Raw genomic sequence first — 26489 nt, forward strand, 5'->3', positions numbered from 1 at the left:
GTGCATCGAACCGCCCTTACCCTTCGAAACGCCGGTGGCCTTGCCGTAGAGCTCGGCCATCACGTGCTTCGGATCGCTTCCCCGGGCGAGACACTGGCCGTGCTCTCTGTACGCGCCTATGACATAATCGTCCTCCCGGAGCGCCGATATGAACCCGACGCCTACGGCTTCCTGCCCGATGTAGAGGTGCAGGAAGCCGCCGATCTTGCCCTTCGTGTACATCTCGTTCGCGCGCTCTTCAAAAACGCGGATCAGCGCCATCTTGCGGTGCATATCCAGGAGTTCGTTCTTATCCCAGACGGTCTTCTGCTGTTCGGGTGTCATCGGGTACTCCTGTGGGTCCCATGGGACATATGCGGCTCATGCACTCAGCTTCCTTGCGGTTTCCGCGACGCGCTTGCCGAGAGCGCGCGCCACCGAGAGCTCCATCTCGTCGGGCCACTCGTCGGGCATCCCCGCCATGTTCGAGGCCCCGTAGGGAGTGCCCCCGCGGGAAGTGCGCGCGACGGCGGGCTCCGCATACCCGACCGGGACGATTATATACCCCAGGTGTGCGAGGGCGAAGTACATCGAGACGAGCGTCGTCTCCTGGCCGCCGTGCATGGTGCCCGTGCTCGTGAACACGCCGGCCGGTTTGCCGAAGAGCGAGTCGTTCGTCCAGAGCGGTCCGAGCGACTCGATGAAATTGCCGAGGGCCGGGGTCACGTTGCCGTAGCGGGTCGGGGAGCCCATCACGAGACCGGCGCACTCGGTCATGTCTTCGTGGGTGACCTCGGGGACGTTCGCTTCCTTCCAATCGTAGAACTCCGACCACTTCGCGTTGCCCCGTATGACTTCCATCGGGGTGACTTCCTTCACCCGCCGAACCCGCGCCTTGACGCCGTCCACCTGCTCGATGCCTTCGACGATGCCCTGCGCGATCTTGTAGACGTGCCCTCCCTTGCTGTCGAAAAGAACCAGGATTTCCATATCAGTACCTCCGTGATGAACTCGACTCAGGTAGAGTGTTCCCGCTTACGGCGCCCGGTAAACTTCCCGAGCCGTTGATCGCTCCCAGGGAGTGCAGGCCGGCCTTGCCGTGTGCTATAATCAGGCATCGGTCGGCATGTAAGACCGTTCAGACAGAGACTGCGCCGAGGAATCCATGGCTCCAATCAAGATAATGCACTTCGGCGACGTTCACTTCGGCGTCGAGACCTACGGAAAGCAGGACCCGGAGACCGGCCTGAACACGCGCCTGCTCGACTTCAGGAAGTCGCTCAACGACGCGTGCGACAAGGCGCTTGCCGGGGGGGTGCATATCGCTCTCTTCGCGGGCGATGCCTACAAGTCCCGCGATCCCAGCCAGACTCATCAGCGCGAGTTCGCTTCCTGCATTCGGAAGCTCACTCAGGCCGGGGTACCCGTGGTGATGCTCACCGGCAACCACGACGTGCCCAACGCCAAGGCGCGCGCGAATGCGCTCGAGATATACGGCGCGCTCGGCGTCGAGAACGTCCACGTCATCAGCAGGCCCGAGGTGCTCCGCGTCGAAACGAATGCGGGTCCCGTGCAGGTAGCCGGAATGCCGTACCTGCTCAGGAGCAACGTCCTGACGCGAGACGAACTGCGGGACAAGACGATCGAGGAGATCACCGAACTCATGGTGGAGAAGTACGGCGAGTACATCGAGTACCTGATCGGCAAGCTCGAGGCCGACATCCCTTCCGTATTGCTCGGCCATTTCTGGCTGAAGAATGCGAAAGTCGGCTCGCGGCCGTCATACCTGAACGTCGCCGAGCCGGAGATGCTAGTCAGCACGGTCGCCCGCTCGGAGTTCGACTACGTGGCGATGGGCCACATCCACAAGTTCCAGGACCTGAACAAGCGCGCGCAGCCCCCGGTCGTCTACTGCGGGAGCACCGACCGCATGGATTTCGGGGAGAAGGACGATCCGAAGGGCTTCGTCCTGGCCACCGTGACGAAGGGCTCGGCGGAGTATGAGCATGTCACAGTAGACGCCCGGCGGTTCGTCGAGATAGACGTTGACGCGGACGTGGACGAGCCGACGGAGAGGATACTGAAGGCGATCGGCGAGCACGAGATCGAAGGCGCGGTCGTGAAGCTGATCTACCGCGCCCCGCGAGCCAGGATGGAACAGGTGCGCGAGGCAGAGATCAGGGAGGCTCTCGACGGGGCGTTCATGGTCGTCTCGTTCACCCGCGAGGCCGTGGACGACCAGAAACTGACGCGCAACAAGCTCCTGAACGAGGGTCTCGACCCGGTCCGGGCGCTCGACATGTACTTCGACACCAGGGAGGACTTTCGCGAGCGGAAGTCCGAGTTGATGGAATACGCGAATCCGCTGATCCAGGAACTGATTGCGGATGAGCGAGTGAGCTAGCCGACTGACGTCTGCGACCATATCGGCCGGTCTGACATTCAGGACAACCCATGATCCCCATCCGGCTCGAGCTGAAGAACTTCATGAGCTACGGCGAGAACGTGATGCCGCTCGACCTGACCGGCATCCACCTCGCTTGCCTCTGCGGCGACAACGGGAACGGCAAGTCCGCGATCCTGGACGCCATCACCTGGGCGCTCTGGGACAAGGCGCGCGCCGGGTCCGACGAGTTGATCCGCGCCGGAAGGACGGAGATGCGCGTCACCTTCGACTTCGAACTGAACCAGGATCTCTACCGCGTCATAAGGGGTCGAGGCAAGCGCGCGTCCGCCAACCTGTGGGAAGTCCAGATCGCGGAGGACCCCGGCGCGGGGCTGTCGGAGACCAGATGGCGTTCCCTCACCGGGCAGGGGAAGCGCGAGACCGAAGACCAGATCACGCGCATCCTTCGCATGGACTACAAGACGTTCATCAACTCGGCCTACATCCAGCAGGGCAGGGCGGACGAGTTCACCAGGCAGTCGTCCCACGAGCGGAAGAAGATTCTCGCCGATATCCTCGACCTCAGCCGGTACAACATCCTGGAGCAGAAGGCAAAGGACCGCCGGAACGACGCCGATCGGCGCGCGGGCGAACTTGCGCGGGAGATCGAACAGTCCGAGTCCGAACTGGTACACGAGGACGAGTGGAAGTCTCAGCTCACAGGAGCGAAGACCGAGCGCGAATCCCTCGAAGTGAACCTGTCGAAGGCCGAGGAGCAGGTCCGCGACCTCCAGCGGCGCCAGGCCGATCTCGATGCCAAGTCGAAGCGGATCAAGCAGGTGGAGGCTCAGGTTGTCTCGGTGCAGAGCGAGTTGCGCAGCCTCGACTCTCAGCGGATAGACCAGGAGCGTCGGGTCGCCTGCGGACGGGAAGTACTTGCGGACAAGGAACGCATCATCAAGGGCGTCAAGAGCCTGAATGAGACCCGCGAGCGGATCGTGAAGCTCGACGGCCTTCTGGACGAACTCCGAAAGCTGGAGCACGAGATGGGCCGCCTCGAACAGGCGGTCTCTGCCGAGAAGCACAAGCTTGAGACCGAGCGAGACTCCGTCAGCCGCGAACTTGCCGACCTCAAGGTTCGACTCGATAAGGCCGAGGTCGCGACGAAGGACATCGAGCCGCTGCGGGAGCAGGTCGCGAAGCTTGATGAGGCGGCTGCAAGACTGACGGCCCTGCAGGCCGAGATCAGCTCCGCCGGCGAGCAGTTCGGCCGACTGGAGACTGAGAACGCCCAGCTCAAGGAGTCTCTGGCCGATCTCACAGAGAAGCTCGGTCTGATATCCCAGCCCGGCGCCGAGTGCCCGCTCTGCAAGACCGAACTCAGCCACGAGAAGCACGAGAGTGTAATCGCTGACTACCGCCGTCGGATAGAAGAGACCGAGGCGGCTCAGAAGCGCACATGGGCCGAAGGCGCGGAGGCCAAGCGCAGGCGCGACTCCGCCCATGCGGAGATGAAGTCACTCGACGCGACGCTCAAGGCGGGCCTCGACGTACGCAACCGCCTGGCGCAGGCCGAGCAGGTCGCGGCCGACGCCGCCGAGGCGCGAAAGGGCGAGCCTCGGCTCCGCGAGCGCCTTGCCGAGATCGCGAAGAAGCTCGATTCCGAGGACTATGCGCTCGGGATCCGGGCTCAGTCGAAGGATATCGAATCCAGGATGGCGGGCCTCAACTACGACGAGAAGGAACACGGTGCGCTCAGGAGCAGTCTTGCCGACCTGCAGGAGTTCGAGGCTCGAGCGGCGGCTCTAAAGACCGCCGAGGAGAACCTTCCCGCCGACGAGTCGAACCTGGAGGGCACCGTTGCTCTGATCGCCGCGCGCCGCAAGGCGATTGCCGACTCCGAGCAGGAGATCCGGGAACTGCAGGCCGCGGCGGCCGACCTGCCGGCAGTTGCTTCGGAGTTGCCGCAGGCGTCAGCGGTTGTTGGCGCTCTGAGGGAGAGCGACCGCGAGTTGACCGGCCGAATCGCGCGGTTGGAGCAGTCCGTGGAGCGGTGCAGGACGCTTCGAAAGCAGACCGCCGTCCGACGCAAGGAACTCGAGCAGGCAAAGAGGGAGAAGGCCGTATACGCCGATCTCGTGGTCGCCTTCGGGAAGAAAGGTGTCCAGGCGCTGATCATCGAGAACGCCACCCCCGAGATTCAGAACGAGGCGAACGAACTGCTGGCGCGGATGACCGACAACTCGATGCAGATCAGCTTCGAGACGGTCCAGGACAAGACAGCGGGCGGCATCAAAGAGACGCTCGAGATCAAGGTGAGCGACGACATGGGAACCCGCAGCTACGAGCTCTACAGCGGCGGGGAGGCGTTCCGGGTGAACTTCGCGATTCGTATCGCGCTATCGAAGATGCTTGCCCGTCGAGCCGGCGCCGCGCTTCAGGCCCTGATCATAGACGAGGGCTTCGGCACCCAGGACGGGAAGGGACGCGAGAAGCTCGTGGAGGCGATTGACTCGATCAAGGACGACTTCGAAAAGATACTCGTCATCACGCACATAGACGAACTCAAGGACGCCTTCCCGACCCGCATCGAGATCACGAAGGACTCCCAGGGCAGCCAGATCGCAGTGGGATGAACGGGACTCGGAGCGGATGCGGAATGATATGACGGAGGGATTGCTCTCTGTTTGGCGTACTACTAAGCTGCGACCGATGTGCGACGGAGGCTGGACATGGAAGAGATCATATTTGTTGTGGAAGAGGCGCCTGAGGGTGGATACACGGCCCGAGCGCTCGGGGAAGCGATCTTTACCGAAGCCGAGGACATGCCTGGGCTTCACGAGATGGTGCGGGACGCAGTTCGCTGCCACTTCGACGAAGGAAAACGACCGAGAGTGATCCGCCTGCATTTCGTGCAGGAAGAAGTGATAGCGGCATGAGGCTTCCTCGCGACGTCTCAGGGACAGAACTGGCGAAGGCGCTATCGGCCTTCGGGTATTCCATTATCCGACAGACCGGAAGTCATATGCGACTCGTCAGCAGCCGCAACGGCGAGCATCACGTCACCATTCCTCAACACGATCCGCTTCGCGTCGGCACTCTGGCATCTATCCTGGACGCCGTGGCCGGTCACTAGGGACTCGCACGAGACGTAGTGGCCTCGAAACTCTTCGGCTGAGCCGCATCAGCAGAGGGGCTTCCGAATGAGATCCCCGTTCATCCAACGACCACCCGCACCGGCACATACGCTCAGGGACGGCGGTGTGTTTACCGCAGCTTGTCCTCCCCGTCCGTCAGCCAGTCGAGCCCGAAGCGCGCGAATGTGATCGTCTCGTAGGCGTCCTTGTCTCCGCACTCATACAGCAGCCCGATATCCATGTCCGGCAGCACCGTAAGGCAGGAGTATGCGCCGAACCGAGGATCGAGAAGCTTCATCACCGGCCACGTCTTCCCTTCGTCGTAGCTCATCCTGACCGTCATCATGTTCCGCCTGAGGCTCGCAGGGTTCGAGAAGAGCAGCCGGCTCTTACCGTGCGTGGACTTCGTCGTATACCTGAGGAAGCTCGCCTGGCAGACCGGCTCCACCAGAGTCTCGTCCGGCTTGCCCTGAGAGAAAGTCAGCCCCTGATCCTTGCTGACGGCTACCGTGCGGCAGAACTGTCCCTGGTAACTCCGCATGTTGAGCATCATCGAGCCGTCCTCCAACTCGACGACTTGCGACTCGTTGACCCTGGGGAAGACGTCGCCGCCGATCTTCCACGTTTCGCCCTTGTCGTCGCTGTAGATCACGTGCGAGCCGTAGTCACGGGTGCCGAGGAGCGCGTAGTCGCACGGGATCACGAGCCGGCCCGTCCGGAGCTGGATGCCGACACCCGGCCCGGTGGCGTACCATGCCCAGTTCGGCTTCTTGGTCGAGGCGGTGATCTCGACCGGCGTGCTCCACGTCGCGCCGTCGTCCGTGCTGTTGCAGATCCAGACGGTGCGTGTGCCCTTGCCGGTCCCCATCTTGATCTCGGACTCGTGGTCCTCGCCGATGTTGTGCGTGAGAGTGAGCCAGATCGTTCCGGTAGACTGATCAACCACCGGGCACGGGTTGCCGAACGTGTTCGGTCCGTCAACCGCCACCTTCCGCACCGGCCCCCAGGTCTTCCCGCCGTCGAGACTCCTTCGGAGAAGCGTGTTGATCTCGCCGGAGTCGCCCCGTCCGTTCCTCCGCCCCTCGCAGAACGCGAGCAGCGTGCCCTCTTTCGTCACGATCAGCGCCGGGATGCGGTAGGTATGGTAGCCGCCTCTGCCCGACCTGAAGACGACGGTATTCTCCGGGTCGTCCCAGGTCTTCGTGACTATCCGAGCGTCGGCCAGGCACGCGCCGGCGAGCAGCATCGCGGCGGCCGCGGATATGAGTATCGTCTGGATCGGCATCTATGGTTTCTCCTTGTCGTCTATGGTGTAGATCGTCAAGCCGGTCAGGTCGCGCGTCTTGGCGGGGATGATCAGGCTCGCCGCGTAGCCGATCATCACGCACGCGACGATCCCCACCGCCGCGTAGAGGAAGAAGTGAACGCTGGTGCGGCTCTGCACCAGGTAGAGCGTGAATGCCCCGCCGATCGCTCCGATGAGCGTGCCCGTCCCGTGAGCGCGCCGGGTGAAGATCCCGAGGATGAACATCCCCGCGAGCGCTCCGCCGGTCAGACCGAGTATCGTGATGAACATATCCCACAGCGACTTGATCCCGCTGTTCGCCATCCACAGCGCCGTTCCGACTCCCGCGGCGCCCAGCAGCACGGTGAGCCACCTTGCGAGGTTGAGGCATCTCCTGTCGGGAGCGTCCGGCCTGAATCTGCGGTAGAAATCCGTGACGATCGCCGTCGCGACGCTGTTCATGCTGCTGTCCAAGGTGGACATCGCCGCCGCGAAGAGTCCCGCGACCACGAGCCCGGTGATCCCCGCCGGAAGCTCCATCGCGATAAACAAGGGGAAGATCGCGTCGGTCGAGAGCGATGGGTTAAGCAGGCCCGGATGGCTCCGGTAGAAGAGCCAGAGCGCCGTCCCGACCGAGAAGAAGATCAGCGCCGCCGGGATGGAGAGCGCCGCGTTCGTCCAGATCGCCTTCCTCGATGCACGCTCATCCTTCGTGGTGAGGTAGCGCTGGATCACGCCCTGGTCCGCGGTGTACGGCACCAGGTTGCTGAAGATGTTTCCGGCGACGACGACCCATACCGCCACCGTAGTGATGTCCCACGTCCAGTTAAATGTGTGGAACTTGTCTGCCGATTGCGCCACTGCGAACGCGTCGCCGACGCCCCATCCGAGCTTCCCGATCACCACCAGCAGGCTGACGATCGCGCCGCCGAGCAGGACGATCACTTGCACGACGTCGGTCCAGATCACCGCCTCGATTCCGCCGAGCACCGTGTACAGGGTCGCCAGCACCCCCATAACTATGATGCAGGTCGTTACGCTGATCCCCGTCACCGCCGAGAGCGCGATAGCTGGAAGGAACAGGACGATCCCCATCCGCCCGACCTGCAAGAGGATGAACGAAGCGCTGCCGAAGAGCCTCACGGGAAGGTTGAAGCGCTTCTCCAGGTATTCATACGCCGTCGTGACGTTCAGCCTGCGGAAGAACGGGAGGTAGAAGAAAACCACCAGAGGCGCCACCAGCACGATGCACATGTTCCCAAGGATGTAGACCCAGTCCGTCGCGTAGACCTTCGCCGGTATCGCCATAAACGTGATCGCGCTGAGCTGAGTGCCGAAGATGCTGAGCCCGGCCGCCCACCACGGCACCCTTCGACCGCCGAGGAAGAAGTCGTCGGTCGTGTTTTCGCGGCCGGAGATGATGAATCCGATCAGCACCATCCCGAGCAGATATGCGATCAGGACGCCGTAGTCGAGCGGGAAGAAGTGTCCCTTCGGCTTCATGCCCTTCGCGCCGAGCACTTCCGCCGACCTGTGGCCCGGGCGGTCCTCTCCGCCGGGGATCACGATGCTTCCCTCCCAAGCTACGGCGTTCGTCGTGACGAGCCCCTTCGGAAGCGTGCCGAGATGGGCCCATGTGTCCGTGATCGTGTGGTATGCGAGGATTCTGCGGCTGAATCCGGGGTGCGTGTCCTTCAGTTCCTGAACGCGGTTGACTAGCAGCCCGTCGTCGCCGCCGAAGACGAGGATGTGAGAGGGACCGTATGCCGCGCTGGGAGCGGCGGTCACCGGAGACGGCAGATCGGCGACCCGCTTCCATCCCTTGCCGGGGCGGTAGCAGTAGCTGTCGGCAAGATATGTCCTCACCGCCTTGCCGTCGGGGCCGGGATGGAGGGAAGCCCCGCCGAACACATAGAGGGCGCCGTCCTGCGCGGCGACGGCCGGCAGGATTCTGCCCGGTCCTGGGATCGGTTCGATCTCCATCCATTGCGAGCCCGCTATGGAGAAGTCGAGCATTCTTACCCGGGTCGTCGCATCGGTCGCGGCGGGGCTGTCCTGTCCTCCGACGACGTAGACCGCTTCGCCGAGCAGGGCCGCGCCGCCGAATGCAACCGGCTCAGGAAGCGAAGGAAGTCCGGTTCGCCTGACGCGCCCTTCGGACCAGGTGAGGCGGAACACATCACAGTAGTGCCTGCGAGCATCCCCGCCCCCGATGCAGATCAGCCCCGCCTCGGTCGAGACCGACCCGCCGTAGGCGAGGGAGCGGGGAAGCGTTCCCACCTTCCGCCAAGTCTTCTCGCCCTTCGGAAGGACATAGACCGAATCGTACCACTCCTTCGTGCCGCCATCGAAGAGCGACACCGGGAAGTTCGTCCCGCCCGCGACGATCAGCGCGCCGCCGCTCGTCCCCGCGAAGTGACCGGAGAGCGGCATCGGAAGCGCGGGCAGAGTGTTCCAGTCGAACATTCGAGGCGTGTCGTCGGCATGGAGCGGCACGGCGGCGAGGATGACAGATGCGGCGAGGAGTGCGAGCGTCCCTGCGGCGGATCTAGGCATCGGCGGTCCCTCGGTGTAGAAGTATTCGTCGCCGACAGTATACGTTCAGCTTCCGGTGCGGTCAAGTCTCGACCGATGCCTTGCACCGGGCCGTCGGGCGGGGTATACTACGCAGGAGGCTGAAGCAATCCCCGCTCAGCCGACCCTTGAGAGGAGGTGGGCAGGACAATGCGTACATCGGTCGTCTATTGAGTCGCAACTCGCTTGACGCACGGTCCGTGCGTGAGAACCGGCAACGGCGAAGCCGCCGCCTCCTGCCCGCCCGTTGGGAGGTTTATGGTTGTTGGGGAAACTCCGAGACACCTGGCCGACAACCCGGAACCCACAACCTGACACCCAACGCCTGACACCAGACACCCGGTTACCGCTTCTCCGGTCGTTCTCCCCGCCCGCGCGTCACCAGCCGTTCAGTTTGATTCGGCAACACACGCCACCACGGCACCATCCGTATGGAAGGAAACCAGAACCATGGAAGAAAGAACCGTCAATCTCGAGATGTGGCGCGCACTCGGGCTCGATGTCGAGCGCCACTGTGAACTACTGAACGTCCTCAGGGAGGTCTACCCCGCGATCTACATGTCGCAGGAGAACCGCCCGCCCGCGATGGCATACTTCGACGCCGTCATCGCCGAGATCCACGGCGACAGGGTCAGCGAACTTCTGGAGCACAAGGCGAACGGCGGCAAGGTCGTCGGGACGTTCTGCGTATATGTCCCGGACGAACTGATCTACGCTGCGGGCGCGGTTCCCGTCGGGCTATGCGGGGGCGCTCAGTTCAGCATCCCCGACGCCGAAGCGATCCTGCCCCGCAACCTCTGCCCGCTCATCAAGTCGTTCGTCGGCTTTAAGGAGAGCAAGCTCTGCCCGTATTTCGAGAGCTGTGATCTGCTAGTCGCTGAAACCACATGCGACGGCAAGAAGAAGACCTGGGAGATCATCGCGGAAGACACCCCCACGCACGTCATGGAACTTCCCCACCGCAAGAGCGAGTCCGGCCGTGCTACCTGGATGAAGGAAGTCGCCGCACTCAAGACGAAGCTGGAGGAACTCACCGGCAACGAGATCACCGCCGAGAAGCTCTCCGAGGGGATCAAGCTGGCGAACGACAAACGCAGGGCCATTGCCAGGCTCTACGAGACCCGCAAGACCAACCCGCCGCCGATCAGCGGAAGGGACGCGCTTCTCGTCAGCCAGGTCGCGTTCTATGACGATGCTGCCCGGTTCACGCAGTCCGTGAACACCCTGGTGGACCAGTGCGAGGCCCGCGCCGCAGACGGAGTCTCGGCCCAGAAGGCCGACGCCCCGAGGCTTCTCGTGAGCGGATGCCCGATGGCCGTGCCGAACTGGAAGCTCCACCACGTCGTCGAGACGAGCGGCGCGAACATCGTCGCCGAGGAGACATGCACCGGCACGCGCTACTTCGAGAACTACGTTGACGATCCCGGCGGCTCAGTCGAGGCACAGCTCGCCGCGATCGCGGACCGATATCTCAAGACGAACTGCGCCTGCTTCACCCCGAACGAGGGCCGCATCGAGCAGATCAAGGACCTCGTCCGGGACTACAAGGCGGATGGCGTGATCTACTACACACTCCAGTTCTGTCACACGTACAACGTCGAGGGCGTTCGGGTAGAGAAGGCGCTCGAAGCGGCGGGCATCCCGGTCCTCCGCATCGAGACCGACTACGGTATGGAGGACGCCGGGCAGATCCAGACGCGTGTCGAAGCGTTCATGGAGCGCATCGGATGATCTCCGCCGGGCTCGACATCGGCTCCCGCACGGCGAAGCTGGTGATCCTGGACGATGGGCGGCCCTGCGAGTGGATGCTGCGTCCTACGGGGGCAGATCCGCTCGGGGCCGCCCGGGCGCTCATTGACGGCCGCCGCTTCGACCGCCTCGCCGCCACCGGTTACGGCCGCCACTTGGCCAGTGAGGATCTTGCGGACCTCGCGCTCACTGAGATCAAAGCCTGCGCGATGGGGGTGCACTTCCTCCAACCCGAATGCAGAAGCGTGATTGATATCGGCGGGCAGGATACGAAGGTGATCGCGCTCGGGGCCCGAGGCGGCATCGGCAACTTCGTCATGAATGACCGATGCGCCGCCGGGACCGGCCGCTTCCTGGAGTTCATGGCGCAGACTCTCGGCCTCGGCATCGAGGAGTTCGGGCGCGCCGCCTGCGATGCGGCGGCGGCCATCCGCCTGAACTCCATGTGCGTCGTCTTCGCGGAGTCGGAGGTCATCTCGCTGATCGCCCGCGGGGTGGGGGGCGGAGAGATCGCCCGCGCTGTCCACGAGGCTATGGCCGACCGGATCGCCTCTCTCGCCCGCACGATCCGGCTCGACGAGGGGGATATCATGCTCGCCGGAGGAGTCGCGCTCAATCCCTGCGTTACGCCGCTTCTGGAGAGCAGGCTCGGCCGCCGGTTGATCGTGCACGAGCGCTGCCAGTTCATCCCCGCTCTCGGCGCCGCCATCCACGCTCAGGGCACGTAGGGGTGCACTTCCCCTCCTTGAGTGGGAGGGTTGGGGAGGGGGGTGAGGCGTTGCGCGCCTTCGATCGCAGACCATCCCACGCCGAAATCCACCATGCGCCTGACCGTTTGCCCCAGGTTCGCCCGGACTGTGCCGTCAAACTGAGACCGCTTCGTCTGCTCTCCGAGGCCGCGACGAACTTGCTTCCACTGCCCGATCGTCACGGCCGAGGACCGCAGGAGTATCAGCGGCCGAAAAAAGGCCAAACCACCGGTGATGTTCTGGCATGCGGATGCGTCTAAAGAGATGATGCGCGATTCCCGCGTCTCCACCCGACTGCTTTGAACACTGGAGGTATTTGCATGAAGTGCGTTCTGGTTATAGCGCTGGTTCTGCTCGCCGTCGTGGCAGGCATGGGTGCGGACCTTCCCGATGACGTCGCGCTCGACAAGACTGTGACGCTCGCCGTGAAGGGGGAAGCTCTCGCGGACATCATGCTGGCGCTGGAGAAGCAGACCGGCGTTCGACTTAGGGCAAGCAAGGACATCGCTGAGCAAAAGGCCACGGTCTTTGTGGACGACAAGCCGCTTCGAGAGGTGATGGCGGGTCTGTCAGCGACCTTCGGGTACTACTGGGCGGCGAATGATTACTCCACGGGCAGGATATACGAGATCTGGCAGGATGAGAAGTTGCGCAAGGAACTGTCGAATCAGCGCGATAAAGCAGTAGCTGCGGCTTGGAAAGCTTCCTTGCAGGAGATCGAGTTCATTGCGAGTGCCGTCCGGATGTCCGCGCTGGAACTCGAGCAGTCGAAGGCTGATCTTCGCGGCAAGGATACAGCAGAGTCGAGGGCGAGACTCTCCGCTCTCACCCGGCTTGAGAAGAATCCCCTGATTGGGTACTGCGCATCTCTGATCGCCGGTCTTCCGGACTCCTTCCGCGCCCTGACCAAGCCCGGCGTGTCCGTAAGGTTCGACGCCCGGTCGGGCGAGCCGGAATGGACCGTGCCGCCAAGCCTCAGAACGGCAATGGTGGAATCCCTGAAGGATAGTCCCGGCGAGATCAAGGTGCTGACGTCGTTGCCAGCAGCGGAAAATGAGACCACGGAGCCCGACCCTGAGTCTGTGGCCGTCAACATCGTTGTCCGCGTGCAGGGAAGGATGCTCAACGTTTCGGCGACCGTCCTGGCATCAGGCAGCGGGCACGGCCTTATGCCCTACGCGCGCCCGGTGCAGCTCTCCCGGAGGGTGCTCAGCGAGGGCATTATTCCCCGCAGCCTTCCTCGAACAGGGAACGTTTCAGCCCTCGAAGCGAAGGCCGGCATCACGACCGCCGACCTCGTTGCGGAGACCGAATCCTACCCTCCGGATGCGCGCACCGGCCTGCTGAACAAATCCGACGTGCTCGAGGTCCTTCACCGCAAGACCGGGATTCAGGTAATCGCCGATCACTACAGCTACTGGAATCGCTGGACGATCTCCGAGGATTCTTCGCCTATGGACATCCTCAATGCCATGTCGTCGGACGATCCAAGCGCCGTCATATTTGTCCAGACGGCTGACTGGGGATGGGACGGCAAGTTCCTGTATATTCGTGCGAGAGACGTCTATTCCGCCGACCTAGCTGAGATCCCGAATGCATCGCTGAAGCCGTGGGTTGCAGCATACAAAGAGACTGGTTGCCTCGGCCTCGACCAATGCGCTGATATCGCGGCCTTGAACGAGCATCAGGCATCGACGCTGACGCAGTTCGGGCCGTACTTGGAACTTGGGCGCCGCCTGCCCAGCGCGCAATCCGCCGCGCTTCGCCTTTTCGGCACGCTGTCGCAGTCTCAGCGCAGGGCGGCCCTGTCCGGCGCTACCGTCGTGGATGCGTTCTCCCCGGAGCAGAGAGCGGCACTGGCGCAGGTATTCTTCCGGCCGGCGAACTTCTTCACGATCAGCACTCAGCCGACTGGAGACGCCCAAGTCGGCATCTGGACCACCGCCCCGCCGTCAGTAAGGCTCGACAGGCCGCAAGAGGCGCCGGAGATGGAGACAAACCCCGAGCCGCCCGTCACTGCGGCGGTGAAGGAAGGATCGCCGCAGGGGATTCCGCCCGGCCTGAGGCCGAATCTTCCGCCAGGGGGCTCTGTCGCACTAGAGAATGCGCAGACTGCGCAGGGACCCGGCTCGGGATCGGTCGTAAGGACGTTCTCGTCTCTGGACGGCGTACCGTACACGATGGTATTCACCTATGCGGATGGTTCGACGAGGGAGTTCGGTTTCTCCGTGCCGAAATGCGGTCCGAAAGATCAGACGCCAGTTGGAGATTCGAGGTAGTACGGGCGTTACTGAGAGAGGACCAACAAGTCCGTTTGACTGCGCGGGCGAAGTATCGGGTAGACCGTCCCGCCGGACTCGAACGCGCCGCTAGGGCCGGTCACCATCACGTACCAGCCAGTCGGGGGAGGGTTGCCCATCCAGAGCGGGTAGCCCACGGCGAGCCCGGGTGTCGCGCTCTTCCCGCATGAAGCGGCGCGGCTGCCGTCACTGATTGCGAACCACCCGACGCCCGAGTCTACGACGCGCCCGCAGACCGTCACCAGCAGGCCGACGTTGTTCAGTCCGATCGCGCCCTCGATGCCGGGAGCATACGAGCCAAATGTCGAGCCGCCGAAGTCCCTGTTCGTGAGAAAGATCGGGTAGATCGGGATCGGGCCGGCCGCCACCGGCGCGGAGATGAGCGCATTGTTGAGGATTCGCTCGCCGCCTTCCGTGCCGAGCGTTCCTTTGAGTGTGAGGAGCATGTTCCTTGCGATCGGCGGCGGATTCGGCGTCGTCTCCACGGCAATTCCCGCTCTCCGGTCCGCGTGTTCGGCATACATGCGTCCGGCCAGTTCGTTCGAGGCAGATGACGCGCCCACGTTCGAGATGGTGACGTTCGTACCGTCCGGAAACGCCCTCGCGCCGGCGATCGTGGTGGTCTGATACGCGACCGCGGGCGAGATGTCAACGTAGAGGTTGTCGAGATAGTAGGTCCTCGGAGTCTCCCACGTTCCCCATACCCCGAGCCCGATCCAGATGACACCCGATCCAAGACCGTCCACGGAAGCCGGCGTGACCTGCTTCGTGTATGTCTTCGTCATCCACTTGTAGCCGATATCGGAACTGGCTCCGTTTCCCGTGTGGCCGATGGTCACAAAATCCGCCATCGATTCGGGATCCTTGCCGCCCACCGACGCGATGATGTTGAAGAGGTTCGCCATTCCCCAATCGCGGCTGGCGAAACTCCACCGCAGGGAGACGTCGTAGACCCGCCCCGGCGGAACGATGAACGACTTCTCGATCCAGATCTTGGTCGCGTCGTTATAGTTGTCCATGTGCATGATGAGCGACCACTGGCCGGCGGTGGCGCGGTCCAGAGAGGGATTGATGTACCAGTTGGGGCCGGGCATCGCGTCGGCGGCATCCGCGGCCCATCCGTCCATCGAGTTCTCAAAGCTGTACCAGTAGCTCTGGGCGCACGACGGCGCGGCGAGCATCATCACCGAGGCGAGGCAGAGGATCAGTATCCGCATGGCGTTTTCTTGGCCTCCGGGTGCAAGGGTGTACTTCCTGGAACGGTCAGACGCACTGCGCGATGGGACGGCGCTTAGTTATTGGCAGATACACGATACATTCTAGACCCGATCCCTCCGCCTGTCAATGAGACGGGCGAAAACCCGGAAATAATACGGGGCACGGCGCCGCTGCGTACCTTGACACTCCCGCTGCCCGATGGTATTCTCCCATCAGACTGTCCTACGGAGGGAGCCCGCATGAAGTCCGCAGAAGTCAGTACGCCGAACATCCTTTTCATTCTGACCGACGATCAGGGGCCGTGGGCGATGGGATGCGCCGGGAACGACGAGATCCGCACCCCCAACCTCGACCGCCTTGCGAAGACCGGCGTGCGCTTCGACAGCTTTTTCTGCGCGTCGCCCGTATGTTCCCCCGCGCGCGCGTCGATCGTGACGGGGCGAATCCCGTCGGCCCACGGTGTCCACGACTGGCTCCGGACCGGCGACACCATCGCTAAGTACGAGCCCGAGGGTGACGGCCGGCTGATCGAGTACCTAGCGGGGATGCCGGGATACACCGACTACCTCGCGGCGGCGGGCTACACCTGCGCGATAAGCGGGAAGTGGCATCTCGGGGACTGCCATCATCCGCAGAAAGGTTTTTCTTTCTGGGAGGTTCACTCCAAGGGTGGGGGGCCGTACTACGGCGCGCCGATGGTACACGCCGGCGAGACTTACGAGGAGCCCCGGTACGTTACCGATGCGATAACGGATACCGCGCTGGGGTTTCTGGACAGCATGGGACAGATGCGACGGGAACCCTTCTACCTGAGCGTGCACTACACCGCGCCGCACGCGCCGTGGAACCGGGAGAACCACCCCGCGGAGAGATGGGACGACTACTTCGAGAACTGCCGGTTCGACTCGGTGCCGAGCACCGAGATCCCGCCGGAATGGGTGCGCAAGGTCCAGCGGTTCGCCGACACTCCGGAGAGACGGCGGACGATGCTGAGCGGATACTTCGCCGCCGTCACCGCGATGGATGCGAACGTCGGAAGGCTGCTCGACTGGCTGGAGACGCACAACCTTCGCGAGGAGACGCTGGTCGTCTTCATGGGCGACAACGGGATGTGCATGGGCCACCACGGAGTCTACGGCAAGGGGAACGGGACGCGTCCGCTCAACATGTTCGAGGAGTCGGTGAAAGTGCCGTTCATCGTCTCGCAGCCTGGCCGAGTGCCGGAGGGAGTCGTCTGCTCCGAGATGCTCAGCCAGTACGACTTCATGCCGACGCTTCTGGATTATGTGGGAATTGAGAACCCGCAGGCCGAGAAGCTCCCGGGAAGGAGCTTCGTGTCGCTGCTGATGGGCAAAGAGGAAGCCGGTCGGGACGAGGTGGTCGTCTTCGACGAGTACGGCCCGGTGCGAATGGTGCGGACGAAGGATTGGAAGTACGTCCACCGCTACCCGGATGGGCCGAACGAGCTGTATCACCTCTCGGTTGATCCGCGCGAGATGACAAACCTGGTCTCGGACGCGGGATGCGCCTCGACCATCGAGGAGATGCTCGCGCGGCTGGAGGGATGGTTCTCGCGCTGGGCCGATCCCATTCGCGACGGCAGGGGATGTATCGTCACAGGAGCGGGGCAGGGGGGGCTCATGGGCGGGCCGGACGGCACGACGTTCTACGAGTATATGCCCGGCGAGTTGAAGGAGCCGCCCCGGGTCTGAACGGCATCATTTTTCGAACACCGCCAGAATGCCTGCCATCGGCATGCCCGGCAGAGTGAGGATCTTCCCGTCGCGGTAGAGCCCGCACGCGCCGCCCCCGTCCAGGTTCATCGCCTCCACGCATCCGTGATCGAGCATTATCTGCGCGAACCCCCGGAGCGTGACAGCCTTCGTCATAGTCGCCAGAATGAGCCGGTTGTCGGCGGTGATCCCTACCCCCGACCGCGATGCCTCCAAAGTCACGCTTCCCGGGCCGAAGCCGTCCGCGACGGGATCGCAGGCGATCTTCCCATTGTGAACAAGCCTCGGTCCGGCCGCAAGTCCGGCCGTGTATCCTGACCAGTCGAACCGGCCGCCGCTGCGGTGGCGGAAGACCACCTTGCCGTCGTCCGTTACGGCGACCGCTGTGCGGTAATGGCCGCGGTTCACCAGCCTGCCGCCGATGACGACGTCTCCGAGAGGGCGTTTCTCAGGGTCGTAGAAGGTGCCGTTGATCGCGGCGTAGGGCCTCAGGCGAGTCATCATCTCCGGGAAGAGGTCGCCCTCCGTTCTGTTCTCGGCGAGGACGGGTTCCACGCGGTATCCCTTGTCGAGGTCAATCTCGACCACGCGCAGGCCGCGCGCGGGCGGCGGGGCGGGCTCAGTGTCTCGGGGATACAACATGAAGAGGAGTGCCGCGAGGGCGGCCGCCAGCACCAGGACGGCGATGCAGCACGGTGAACAGCAGGACCTCTTTCTGGGCAAAGCCTCTCCTCCGGCGAGTACGGGCACGGGGTAAGAGTACGATGCTGTCGGGGTAATCTCCTTCGCCGCCGGGACGAGACTCGGTGAGGCGTCACTGCTGCGCGGACTTGATCACTACCATCGCGGCATCGTCTTGAAGAGGGCCGCCGGCGAAGTCGGCGACGTGGCCGAGGACTTGCTCAATCATTCCCTCGGCTGACAACCCGCGCGCTTCGGACAGGCTCGCGTGAAGTGCGTCCTGGCCGAAGAACTCCTTGCCCTGCCTGGCCTCCGTGATACCGTCCGTGTACAGCACCAATGAGTCTCCTTCGTCGAGCTGCATTTCCTTGAGGCCGTACTCCACGCTCGGGAAGATGCCCATCGGGTGGCCGGTGGTCTCGAGGGGCAGGCACTTGCCGGAGTCTCCCTTCAGCAGCAGCGGCAGTTCATGGCCGGCGTTGGCATAGCGGAGCCTGCGCTCGCGTGTGTCGAGAATCCCGTAGAACATGGTGATGAAGACCTCGCACTGGACGGTCTGGGTGATAGTGTTGTTGAGTCTGGAGAGCACGGAAGCCGGGTCGGACTCCTCGGACGCGATGCCTCTCAGCATGTACCGTGCCATCGCGGTATGCATAGTGGCGCCTATCCCTTTGCCGCTCACGTCGCCGATCACGATCCCGAGAACTCCGTCGCCCAACGTTATCACGTCGTAGAAGTCGCCGCCGACCTGTGCCTCGCTCTGCGCCGGGATGTACTCGTGCGCGATCTCGAAGTCGCCGATCCGCGGCTCGACGGAGGGTCTGAACGCGTCCTGCAGGGTGTGGGCGATCGAGCGCTGCTTCCTGTAGCTGTCTTCCATTCGGGTAGCGTACTGCTCCAGCTCCGTCCGCTCGAGTGAGAGGCTCGCGTTCTTAGCCGTGAGCGCCTCTTCCCTCTTCTTGAGCGCGGCCGCCATCTGGCGGAACGCCACCGCTATAAGGGTCAGCTCGTCCCTGGTGTCCTCACCCATTCCGGCATCGCTGTGCGGGGCGAGTCGGAGCGCGCGCTCATAGTTGCCGTTCGCAAGGGCTCTAGCCGCCCTCGCGATTGATCTGGCCGGATGGCTCACCGATCTGACCGTGGCGAAGATGAACGCAAGGGCGAGAGCGAAGGCCGCTATCAAGGTTAGGCGGAATACGCCGTTCAGCCGCGCCTCCGAAGCGCGTACCTGAAGGGTGGCCGCCTGTATTCGGTCGCTTCCGACGGATGCGAGTCTCAGGACCGATGATATGGCAGTGTCGGCCGCGGGCAGTACTGCGTCCTGGCAGCACCGGCGAGCTTCGTCCCTGCGGTTAGCGGCGCAGAGGGCAATCACTCGGCGCTCCTCGAGGGCGGCGGTAGAGACCGCGCCGGACAAATCGGCGATCATCGAGGCATCAGATAGTCCGGATGTGCCCCGAATCTCGCGCAACGCAGCCTGCCTGCGGGCCGCCGACCGCTTGTACGCTTCCAGCAGGTCCTGTTCGCCGGTAAGGGCATACCCATGAAGCGAAGTCGCCGCGATCTCCGCGGCCGAAGCGAGAGTGTGGGCGGCCGCGACGTGGGTGCTGAAGTCGTCAGCGATTCTCTCGGTCATCCTGCGGTCCGACGCCATCTCCCGGCTCAGGATGAGCGCGGCGATCGCGAACACCGCAAGCACCGCCCCAAAGCCGAAAGCCAGCCTCTGCTTGATTGACATACCGCGTCGCATGGAACTTCGTACCTCACAGACACGGATGAACGAGAGCTTGTCCCCTGTACTTGGGGTTGCGGCCAAGGTGGATATCGTGAAAACGGGGCTGACGTCGCCCGCGTCGGCGGAGGCGCCAAGGTCCCTTACCTGTCAATATTAGCAGGATAAGGCAGGTTTGTCAACCGTACATATCTTAACTCGTACAACAGGCAAGCCCTCTGAGATCAACCAATGGATCATAGGGTGCGCGACACCGCAAGATGGGGTCTACTTTCTGCCCGCGCGCCGCTCAGCGAGGATGCGGTCCAACTCGACGAGGATGCGCTTTCGGAAACGGAGCGCGTCCGGCGTCACTTCGAGGAGTTCGTCGTCGCCGATGAACGAAAGCGCCTGCTCCAGGGTGTAGATCCTGGGAGGGGTGATCATCACCGTCGCGTCTTCGGTCGAGGAGCGCATGTTGGTCTGCTTCTTCGCCTTGCATACGTTCACGACCATGTCTCCGGGCCGCGAGTTCTCGCCGACGACCTGGCCTTCATACACCTCTTCGCCGGGCGCGATGAAGAACGACGCGCGATCCTGTAGCGTGGCGATCGTGTAACTGGTCGCGCGACCGGTTTCCTTCGAGACGAGGCTGCCGCGGGTCCGCAGGATGATGTCGCCACGGTGAGCCCCGTAGTACTTGAACGTGTGCGACATCAGCCCCAGGCCTCTCGTCCAGGTCAGGAAGTCCGTGCGGAATCCGATCAGACCGCGCGTGGGGACCTCGAAGACGAGGCGGTTGGCGCCGACTTCGTCCTTGGTCATGTGGGTGCACTCGCCCTTGCGGCGCGCTATTTCCTCCATGATGGTGCCGAGCGACTCGTCGTTCACGTCAATGGTAAGCTCCTCGATCGGCTCGCAGAGCTCTCCGTCGATCGTTTTCGTGATCGCGCGCGGCTTGCTGACAGAGATCTCGAAACCCTCGCGACGCATCGTCTCGAGCAGGATCGCCAGTTGGAGCTCGCCCCTCCCGGAGACATTGAGCGTATCCGGGCTGTCGGTCGGCTCGACTCGCAGGCTGATGTTGACTTTGGTCTCGCGGTCGAGACGGTTGGCGACACTGCGCATCGTCACCCACTTGCCGCTCCGTCCGGCCCAGGGGCTGTCGTTCACGATGAAATCCATCGAGACGGTCGGCTCGTCAATGTGGATCGGATCGAGAGCCTCGGGGCTGTCGGCGTCGGCAATCGTCTCGCCAATGTCAACTTGATCGTAGCCGCTCAGCAGGACGATCTCGCCGGCGGAGGCCTCCTCGACCTCGATGCGCTTCAGCCCGTCGTAGATGAATACCCGCGTGACCGAGAACGTGTCGTCGGTGCCGTCGCGCTTCAGGATGGCGACGGTCTCCCCCCGACGAACCGTGCCGCGCAGGATCTTGCCGCCGAACATCCGGCCGAGGTGGTCGTCGTAGTCGAGGCTCGTCACCTGCAACTGGAACGGCATCCCGGGCTCGGCGGCCGGAGGCGGGACTTGCGCCATGATCATCTTGAACAGGAGGTCTATGTCCTCAGGCTCGTCGGCGGGATCGGCGATTGCGTAGGCTTCCGTCGCCGATGCGAATATGTATGGGAAATCAAGCTGGTCCTCGTGGCATCCAAGCTCGATGAAGAGATCGAGCACCTCGTCCACGACTTCCCAGGGGCGCGCGCCGGGACGATCTATCTTGTTGATCACGACGATCGGCTTCAACCTCTGCTCGAGCGCCTTCTTGAGAACGAACCGGGTCTGCGGCATCGGGCCCTCGCACGCATCGACGAGCAGCAGCACGCCGTCCACCGACCGCAGGATGCGCTCGACCTCGCCGCCGAAGTCGGAGTGCCCGGGCGTGTCCACGATGTTGATCTTCACGCCGTGGTAGTGGACCGCCGTGACCTTCGAGAGGATGGTGATGCCCTTCTCGCGTTCGAGGTCGTTCGAATCCATCACGCGCTCGGCGACGACTTGGTTGCTGCGGAACGTGCCGCTCTGGCGCAGGATGACGTCCACCAGCGTCGTCTTCCCGTGGTCAACGTGCGCGATGATCGCGATGTTCCTCATGTCCTCTCGGACTTGTGTTTTCGGTTGTGCGATGCTCATAGGTGAGTCGTCAGTTCCCGGCCTTCAGTGCCGACAAACGAAAAAACGGCCAAGCTCCTCGCGGAACCCGGCCGCTGGTTCTGATCTTGTGTGAACGACTATAGCAGACTCGAACCGGTTTCGTCAAGCTCCGTTCGCCGCTCGCCCTGGATTCCGGCTCATGTAGATTGAAAGGAATCCGTCCGGCCTGCGACTAACAGTCCATCATATTGGGAACAGGGAGGCAGGCTGTTGAGACGATTCTGGCTGATAACCATTGCGACGATGCTGGTCTGCGGTACGGTAACGGCCGCCCCAGCGAACTACACCTATGTTGATCTCGTCAACCGGTTGACCGACCTCGAGGGTCTGGCGGTCCTTCCCCTGAAGGGCGAAACGTGCGCCCAGCTCTCCAGCTACGACCGCGCGAGCCGATACGACGAGGCGACCGGCAAGTACGTCGGCTGGGATGCGAACGGCGACTGGGGCGGGGCTGCGGCCGTCGAGGGTGAGAACATCGTCGCCGGCGAGATCAAGGGTCCCGGTTGCATCTGGCGCATCTGGTCGGCGCGCGCCGAGCAGGGACATGTCAAGATCTACCTCGACGGGTCGTCTACGCCCGCGGTTGACCTCCCATTCATCGGCTACTTCGACGGCACGAACGAGCCGTTCGTCTTCCCGTCGCTTGTCCACAAGCTGGCGATGGGCTACAACAACTACACGCCGATCCCGTTCCAGAAGTCGTGCCGCATCGTGCTGGAGAAGGGGTGGGGCGCCTACTACCATTTCGTGTACTCCACCTTCCCCGAGAAGACAAAGGTGCCGACTTTCAGCCGCGAGCTGTCGGTCGAAGAACGCGCCGCTCTGGCAAGGGCAGACCGCTTCCTGCGCGTGAAGCTCGGCACTGACCCGGCTGGACGGCGCAACGATGAGATCGTCGAGACGAGGCGCATCTCGCTGGCTCCGGGGCAGAAGACGACCGTCGCCGACATAACCGGCAAGCGCGCGATCACCGGCCTCCGGGTCAAGGTTGATCCCTCCCTGCTGAGAGGCGAGGCCGACGCTCTGCGCGACGTCTCGCTCTCGATCAACTGGGACGGAGAGAAGACGCCGAGCGTCTGGTCGCCCCTTGGTGATTTCTTCGGCACCGGCCCGGGGTACAACAAGTACAAGTCGCTACCGCTCGGTCAGACCGACGATGGGATGTATTGCTACTGGTACATGCCGTTCGCCGAGAAGGCCGTCGTGCAGCTCTCGAACGAGGGCAGAGCCGGTTTCGTCGGCGAGATCAGCATCACTCACGCGCCGGTCAGGAAGGCGATCAACTCGCTCGGACGATTCCACGCGAAGTGGCACCGCGACGCCTTCCTGCCGACCGAACCCGAGCGGTGGATTGACTGGCCGATACTGAAGACCGAGGGCGCGGGGCGTTTCCTCGGCGTGGCGCTCGAGGTGTGGAACCCGCGCGGAAGCTGGTGGGGCGAGGGCGACGAGAAGTTCTTCGTGGACGGCGAGAAGTTTCCCTCGACCATCGGCACGGGCTCGGAGGACTACTTCGGGTACGCCTGGTGCTTCCCGGAGCTGTTCCAGAATGCATACCACAACCAGACGCGAGTAACGGACAACGTCGGGCACGTCGCCGTCAACCGATGGCACATCACGGACAACGTTCCGTTCCAGAAGTCCTTTGAGGGCTGCATTGAGAAGTACTATCTGAACGACCGGCCGACGCTCTACGCCTGCACGGCCTACTGGTATACGAGCGCGGACGGCACGGATCCTTACCGGGCCGTACCGCTCAAGGAACGGCGCTTCTACGTCGAACCCAGGGTAGCCAAGAAGCCGGGAGTGATCGAGGGCGAGGATCTGAAGATCGCGGCTCGGACCGGCGGAGGCGCGGCGCGGCAGGACCTGGCCCCGTTCATCGGTGGAAGCTGGAGCGGGAACGCGCATCTCTGGTGGACCAATGCTAAGCCGGGCGACAAGCTCGATCTCGAGGTGCCCGTGAAGAAGTCCGGCAAGTACGAATTGATCTTGGCGATGACCAAGGCCGCCGACTACGGCATAGTCCAGTTCTGCCTCGACGGCCGGAAGATCGCTGACCCGTTCGACCTCTACAATGACGGCGTGATCCCGACCGGCGAGAAGTCACTCGGCAAGATGGAACTCTCGGAGGGCACGCACAAGCTCACCGTCGAGATCGTCGGCGCGAACGACAAGGCGGTCAAGGCCTACATGTTCGGCCTCGACTACGTGAAGCTGTCCGCAGCGAAAGGCAAGTGAGATGCAGTATCGCGACCTGGGTAAGACCGGGCTGAAGGTCTCCGCGCTTGGGCTTGGGTGCATGCGGTTCCCGGAGGACAAGCCCGAGGTGGCGGAGGAGATCGTGGACTCCGCGATCGCCGCTGGGATCAACTACTTCGAGACCACACGCGGGTACATCAACGGCAGGTGCCAGCACCTCACCGCGCTCGGCCTCAAAGGTCGCAGCCGCGGGCTGATCGTCTCCGGCAAAGCGGGCGTCAAGGCCGATACCGCCGCCGACAGCTACCGGGCGGAGATCGACCTGCAGATGAGCATCCTCGGCGTGGACTACCTCGAGTTCTGGCAGGTCGGCTGGTTCTCTCTCGAGAAGCTCCCACTTCTCACAAAGAGAGACGGTCCCCTGGAGGCCCTCGACAAAGCTCGGAGCGAGGGTATCATCGGCCACGTCGGGTTCACCGGGCACGACAAGCCTGAGAACTTCACCAAGCTGATCGAGACCGGCCTGTTCGACAGCCTCACGGTCGTCTACAACATGCTCGATCGGCAGTACGCCGATACCATCAGGCGCGCCGGCGAGCTGGGCGTGGGCGTGATCGCCATGTGCCCCGTGGGCGGCGGGACGCTCGCGAGCCCGGCGCCGCAGATCCAGCAGCTCATACCCGGCGGTGCGAAGACGACGGCCGCCGCCGCGCTCCAGTTCGTTCTCGCCAATCCCGAAGTGAGCTGTGCATGCTCCGGGATGAACACGATGGATATGCTTCGGGAGAACCTCGAGACGGTGAACTCCTTCAGCGGATACGGCCCGGACGACTTTGCCCGGATGGAGGCGATCCTGGACGAGTTCTCCGCGCTCGGAAAGGAGTTTTGTACTGCGTGCAGGTACTGCATGGACTGCCCGCACGGAGTAGATATTCCCGGCAACTTCAGCCTCTACAATACCGCGAATATCTACGGCCTCACGGACTACGCGCGGTCGCAGTACGCGGCGATGGAGGCAGGCAAACGCGCCGACGCTTGTATCCGATGCGGGGAATGCGAGCCAAAGTGCCCCAACAAACTCCCGATCATGGACCAGCTTGCCGAGGCGGCCGAGCTGCTCTCCTGATACTGGATACTCTATGGCCAAGCGCATCCTGTTCATGGACGACAGCTCGATCCGTGCAGCGGCGTTCCTCCGGGCGCACCCGGGGGCCGTCTGGGTCGAGACGGCCGCGGAGTGCGTCAAGCTTCTCGCCGAACCGTGGGGCGAGGTGCATCTCGACTATGACCTCGGATGGACGTCGCAGAGCGGTTCCGGGGTCGAGGAGTCGGGGATGGGCGTCGTCAAGTGGATTGCGGAGAACAAGCCCGAGCATCTGCGGCAGACGGCATTCACCGTTCATTCGATGAGCCGGCACGCCGCCCGGCTGATGGTGGAGAAGCTGAAGACGGCGGGTTACTATGCTCATTATCGCCCCTTCGAACATGCTTCGGGGGACTAGCCTCCATGTAACGATGACGCTCAGTTCAAGCAGGAGCACGAGTACGATTAGGAGTCGGATATGCAATACGTCAGGCTGGGGAATGCGGGGATCGAGGTATCGCGCCTCTCGTTGGGGTGCATGGACTTTCCGCTGAGGCTCGGTGAAGCCGAGGCGTCTAAGCTGGTTGCCAGGGCGATCGAGATGGGAGTCAACCTGCTCGACACCGCCGACACGTACGACAAGGGCGCTAGCGAGGAGATACTCGGCAAGATCCTGAGGGGCAAGCGCGACCGGATCATCCTGGCCACCAAGTTCTGGGCGGTGATGCACGACCGCCCGAACGGCGGCGGGTGCTCGCGCGTCCACATCATGCAGGCGGTTGAGGACAGCCTCCGACGCCTGCAGACCGACTACATTGACCTGTACCAGCTTCACCACCCCGATCCGAACACGCCGGTCGAGGAGGTCCTCTCGACTATGGACACCCTCGTGAAGCAGGGGAAGATTCGCTACATCGGCGTCTCGAACCATTACGCCTGGCAGATGGCGCATATGCTCGGGGTCAGCGCGCTGCACAACTGGGATCCGCTCGTCTCGATCCAGTGCCGGTACAACATCCTCGACCGCGTGATCGAGAACGAGACGGTCCCGTTCTGCGAGCGGTTCAACATTGCCACGCTGATCTACGGGCCGCTCGGCGGCGGGATTCTGGCGGGCAAGATTCGCAAGGGCGAGGCGTTCGAGGAAGGGTCGCGCCTCCAGCGGCTCACAGGCTATCAGAAGAAGCTGACCGACGACGCCTGGGTCGCGCTCGACGAACTGCGGGCGATCGCGGAGAAGAACAACATCGGACTCAATCAGCTTTCGTATCTGTGGCTTCTTTCCAAGCCGGCGGTTACGACTATTCTAATGGGCGGGAGCAAGCCCGAGCACTTCGAGCCGCTCTACGGCCTGGGGGACTTACAGGCGGACCCGGACGACCTTGCGCGGATAGACGAACTCACCGAGGCATGGCGGTATATGCCGTTCCACAACCAGCGCATGACACACGGAGCCCCGCTCGCGCCGAACTGGTGGTAGACGCAAATAGGGCGGGAGTGCAAACTCCCGCCCCAGCTTACTCCCAGCCGTCTCATGAGTCTCG

General features: G+C 63.2%; 20 protein-coding genes. 12 read left to right on the plus strand and 8 right to left on the minus strand.

The features are described from left to right. Positions 1 to 324: pyruvate dehydrogenase (acetyl-transferring) E1 component subunit alpha (locus KBC96_12305; GenBank protein MBP6965178.1), on the minus strand; the 324-nt coding region annotated here is incomplete at its 3' end. Positions 325 to 360: 36 nt separating this feature from the next. Continuing rightward, a complete protein-coding gene (gene wrbA / locus KBC96_12310) occupies positions 361 to 969 on the minus strand; it encodes an NAD(P)H:quinone oxidoreductase (GenBank protein MBP6965179.1) in 609 nt (202 codons plus the stop codon). 175 nt (positions 970 to 1144) lie between these two features. On the opposite strand from wrbA, the gene KBC96_12315 reads away from it, so the two are divergent. The 4 genes from KBC96_12315 (at position 1145) to KBC96_12330 (ending at position 5501) form a co-directional block, all read left to right on the plus strand. Beyond that, the gene (locus tag KBC96_12315) at positions 1145 to 2383 is read left to right on the plus strand and encodes an exonuclease SbcCD subunit D (protein MBP6965180.1); all 1239 of its coding nucleotides are present in this window, start codon (positions 1145 to 1147) and stop codon (positions 2381 to 2383) included. Positions 2384 to 2433: 50 nt separating this feature from the next. Further along, positions 2434 to 5001: an SMC family ATPase gene (locus tag KBC96_12320; GenBank protein MBP6965181.1), complete on the plus strand. Its 2568-nt coding sequence runs from the start codon at positions 2434 to 2436 to the stop codon at positions 4999 to 5001. Positions 5002 to 5097: 96 nt separating this feature from the next. After that, entirely contained in the window at positions 5098 to 5304 is a 207-nt protein-coding gene (locus KBC96_12325) for a 2-oxoisovalerate dehydrogenase (protein MBP6965182.1), read from the plus strand. After that, the gene (locus KBC96_12330) at positions 5301 to 5501 is read left to right on the plus strand and encodes a type II toxin-antitoxin system HicA family toxin (protein ID MBP6965183.1); all 201 of its coding nucleotides are present in this window, start codon (positions 5301 to 5303) and stop codon (positions 5499 to 5501) included. The genes KBC96_12325 and KBC96_12330 overlap by 4 nt, the downstream gene beginning before the upstream one ends. 131 nt (positions 5502 to 5632) lie before the next feature. On the opposite strand, the gene KBC96_12335 is transcribed toward KBC96_12330, so the two are convergent. Further along, positions 5633 to 6748 carry an exo-alpha-sialidase gene (locus tag KBC96_12335; protein MBP6965184.1) on the minus strand — a complete coding sequence of 372 codons (1116 nt, stop codon included), beginning with the start codon at positions 6746 to 6748 and terminating at the stop codon, positions 5633 to 5635. A 39-nt stretch (positions 6749 to 6787) separates the two neighbouring features. Further along, positions 6788 to 9343, minus strand: coding sequence for a sodium/solute symporter (locus KBC96_12340; protein MBP6965185.1), 2556 nt, complete (start codon positions 9341 to 9343; stop codon positions 6788 to 6790). 468 nt (positions 9344 to 9811) lie between these two features. Here KBC96_12340 and KBC96_12345 point away from each other — a divergent pair, with 468 nt between their 5' ends. The 3 genes from KBC96_12345 to KBC96_12355 all read left to right on the plus strand — a co-directional run bounded on the left by KBC96_12345 (position 9812) and on the right by KBC96_12355 (position 14138). Beyond that, positions 9812 to 11092, plus strand: coding sequence for a 2-hydroxyacyl-CoA dehydratase (locus tag KBC96_12345; GenBank protein MBP6965186.1), 1281 nt, complete (start codon positions 9812 to 9814; stop codon positions 11090 to 11092). Beyond that, complete coding sequence (locus KBC96_12350; protein ID MBP6965187.1) at positions 11089 to 11838, plus strand: hypothetical protein; 750 nt, start codon at positions 11089 to 11091, stop codon at positions 11836 to 11838. Before KBC96_12345 ends, KBC96_12350 begins: the two co-directional genes overlap by 4 nt. Positions 11839 to 12179: 341 nt before the next feature. Continuing rightward, positions 12180 to 14138 carry a hypothetical protein gene (locus KBC96_12355; GenBank protein ID MBP6965188.1) on the plus strand — a complete coding sequence of 653 codons (1959 nt, stop codon included), beginning with the start codon at positions 12180 to 12182 and terminating at the stop codon, positions 14136 to 14138. A gap of 8 nt (positions 14139 to 14146) precedes the next feature. Here KBC96_12355 and KBC96_12360 read toward each other — a convergent pair whose 3' ends face one another. Further along, positions 14147 to 15376, minus strand: a complete 1230-nt coding sequence (locus tag KBC96_12360; protein MBP6965189.1) for a hypothetical protein — start codon at positions 15374 to 15376, stop codon at positions 14147 to 14149. A 240-nt stretch (positions 15377 to 15616) separates the two neighbouring features. Here KBC96_12360 and KBC96_12365 point away from each other — a divergent pair, with 240 nt between their 5' ends. Continuing rightward, the gene (locus KBC96_12365; GenBank protein ID MBP6965190.1) at positions 15617 to 17089 is read left to right on the plus strand and encodes a sulfatase-like hydrolase/transferase; all 1473 of its coding nucleotides are present in this window, start codon (positions 15617 to 15619) and stop codon (positions 17087 to 17089) included. 6 nt (positions 17090 to 17095) lie between these two features. On the opposite strand, the gene KBC96_12370 is transcribed toward KBC96_12365, so the two are convergent. The 3 genes from KBC96_12370 to typA form a co-directional block, all read right to left on the minus strand. Then, positions 17096 to 17833 (minus strand): phosphodiester glycosidase family protein, encoded by a 738-nt coding sequence (locus KBC96_12370; protein MBP6965191.1) that lies wholly within the window; start codon positions 17831 to 17833, stop codon positions 17096 to 17098. Positions 17834 to 17924: 91 nt separating this feature from the next. Further along, complete coding sequence (locus KBC96_12375) at positions 17925 to 19529, minus strand: SpoIIE family protein phosphatase (protein MBP6965192.1); 1605 nt, start codon at positions 19527 to 19529, stop codon at positions 17925 to 17927. A 261-nt stretch (positions 19530 to 19790) separates the two neighbouring features. Continuing rightward, positions 19791 to 21638 carry a translational GTPase TypA gene (gene typA / locus KBC96_12380; protein ID MBP6965193.1) on the minus strand — a complete coding sequence of 616 codons (1848 nt, stop codon included), beginning with the start codon at positions 21636 to 21638 and terminating at the stop codon, positions 19791 to 19793. A gap of 264 nt (positions 21639 to 21902) precedes the next feature. On the opposite strand from typA, the gene KBC96_12385 reads away from it, so the two are divergent. Genes KBC96_12385 through KBC96_12400 form a run of 4 tightly spaced genes read left to right on the plus strand, consistent with a single transcriptional unit; the run spans position 21903 to position 26425 of the window. Then, positions 21903 to 23900, plus strand: a complete 1998-nt coding sequence (locus tag KBC96_12385) for a DUF2961 domain-containing protein (GenBank protein ID MBP6965194.1) — start codon at positions 21903 to 21905, stop codon at positions 23898 to 23900. Position 23901: 1 nt separating this feature from the next. After that, on the plus strand, positions 23902 to 24987 hold the full coding sequence (locus KBC96_12390) for an aldo/keto reductase (protein ID MBP6965195.1): 1086 nt from the start codon (positions 23902 to 23904) through the stop codon (positions 24985 to 24987). A 13-nt stretch (positions 24988 to 25000) separates the two neighbouring features. Next, a complete protein-coding gene (locus tag KBC96_12395) occupies positions 25001 to 25363 on the plus strand; it encodes a hypothetical protein (GenBank protein MBP6965196.1) in 363 nt (120 codons plus the stop codon). A gap of 60 nt (positions 25364 to 25423) precedes the next feature. Then, a complete protein-coding gene (locus KBC96_12400) occupies positions 25424 to 26425 on the plus strand; it encodes an aldo/keto reductase (protein ID MBP6965197.1) in 1002 nt (333 codons plus the stop codon). Positions 26426 to 26489 lie beyond the last annotated feature (64 nt).

This window comes from Armatimonadota bacterium (assembly GCA_017993055.1).
In the GTDB taxonomy this organism is placed as follows: domain Bacteria; phylum Armatimonadota; class UBA5829; order DTJY01; family DTJY01; genus JAGONM01.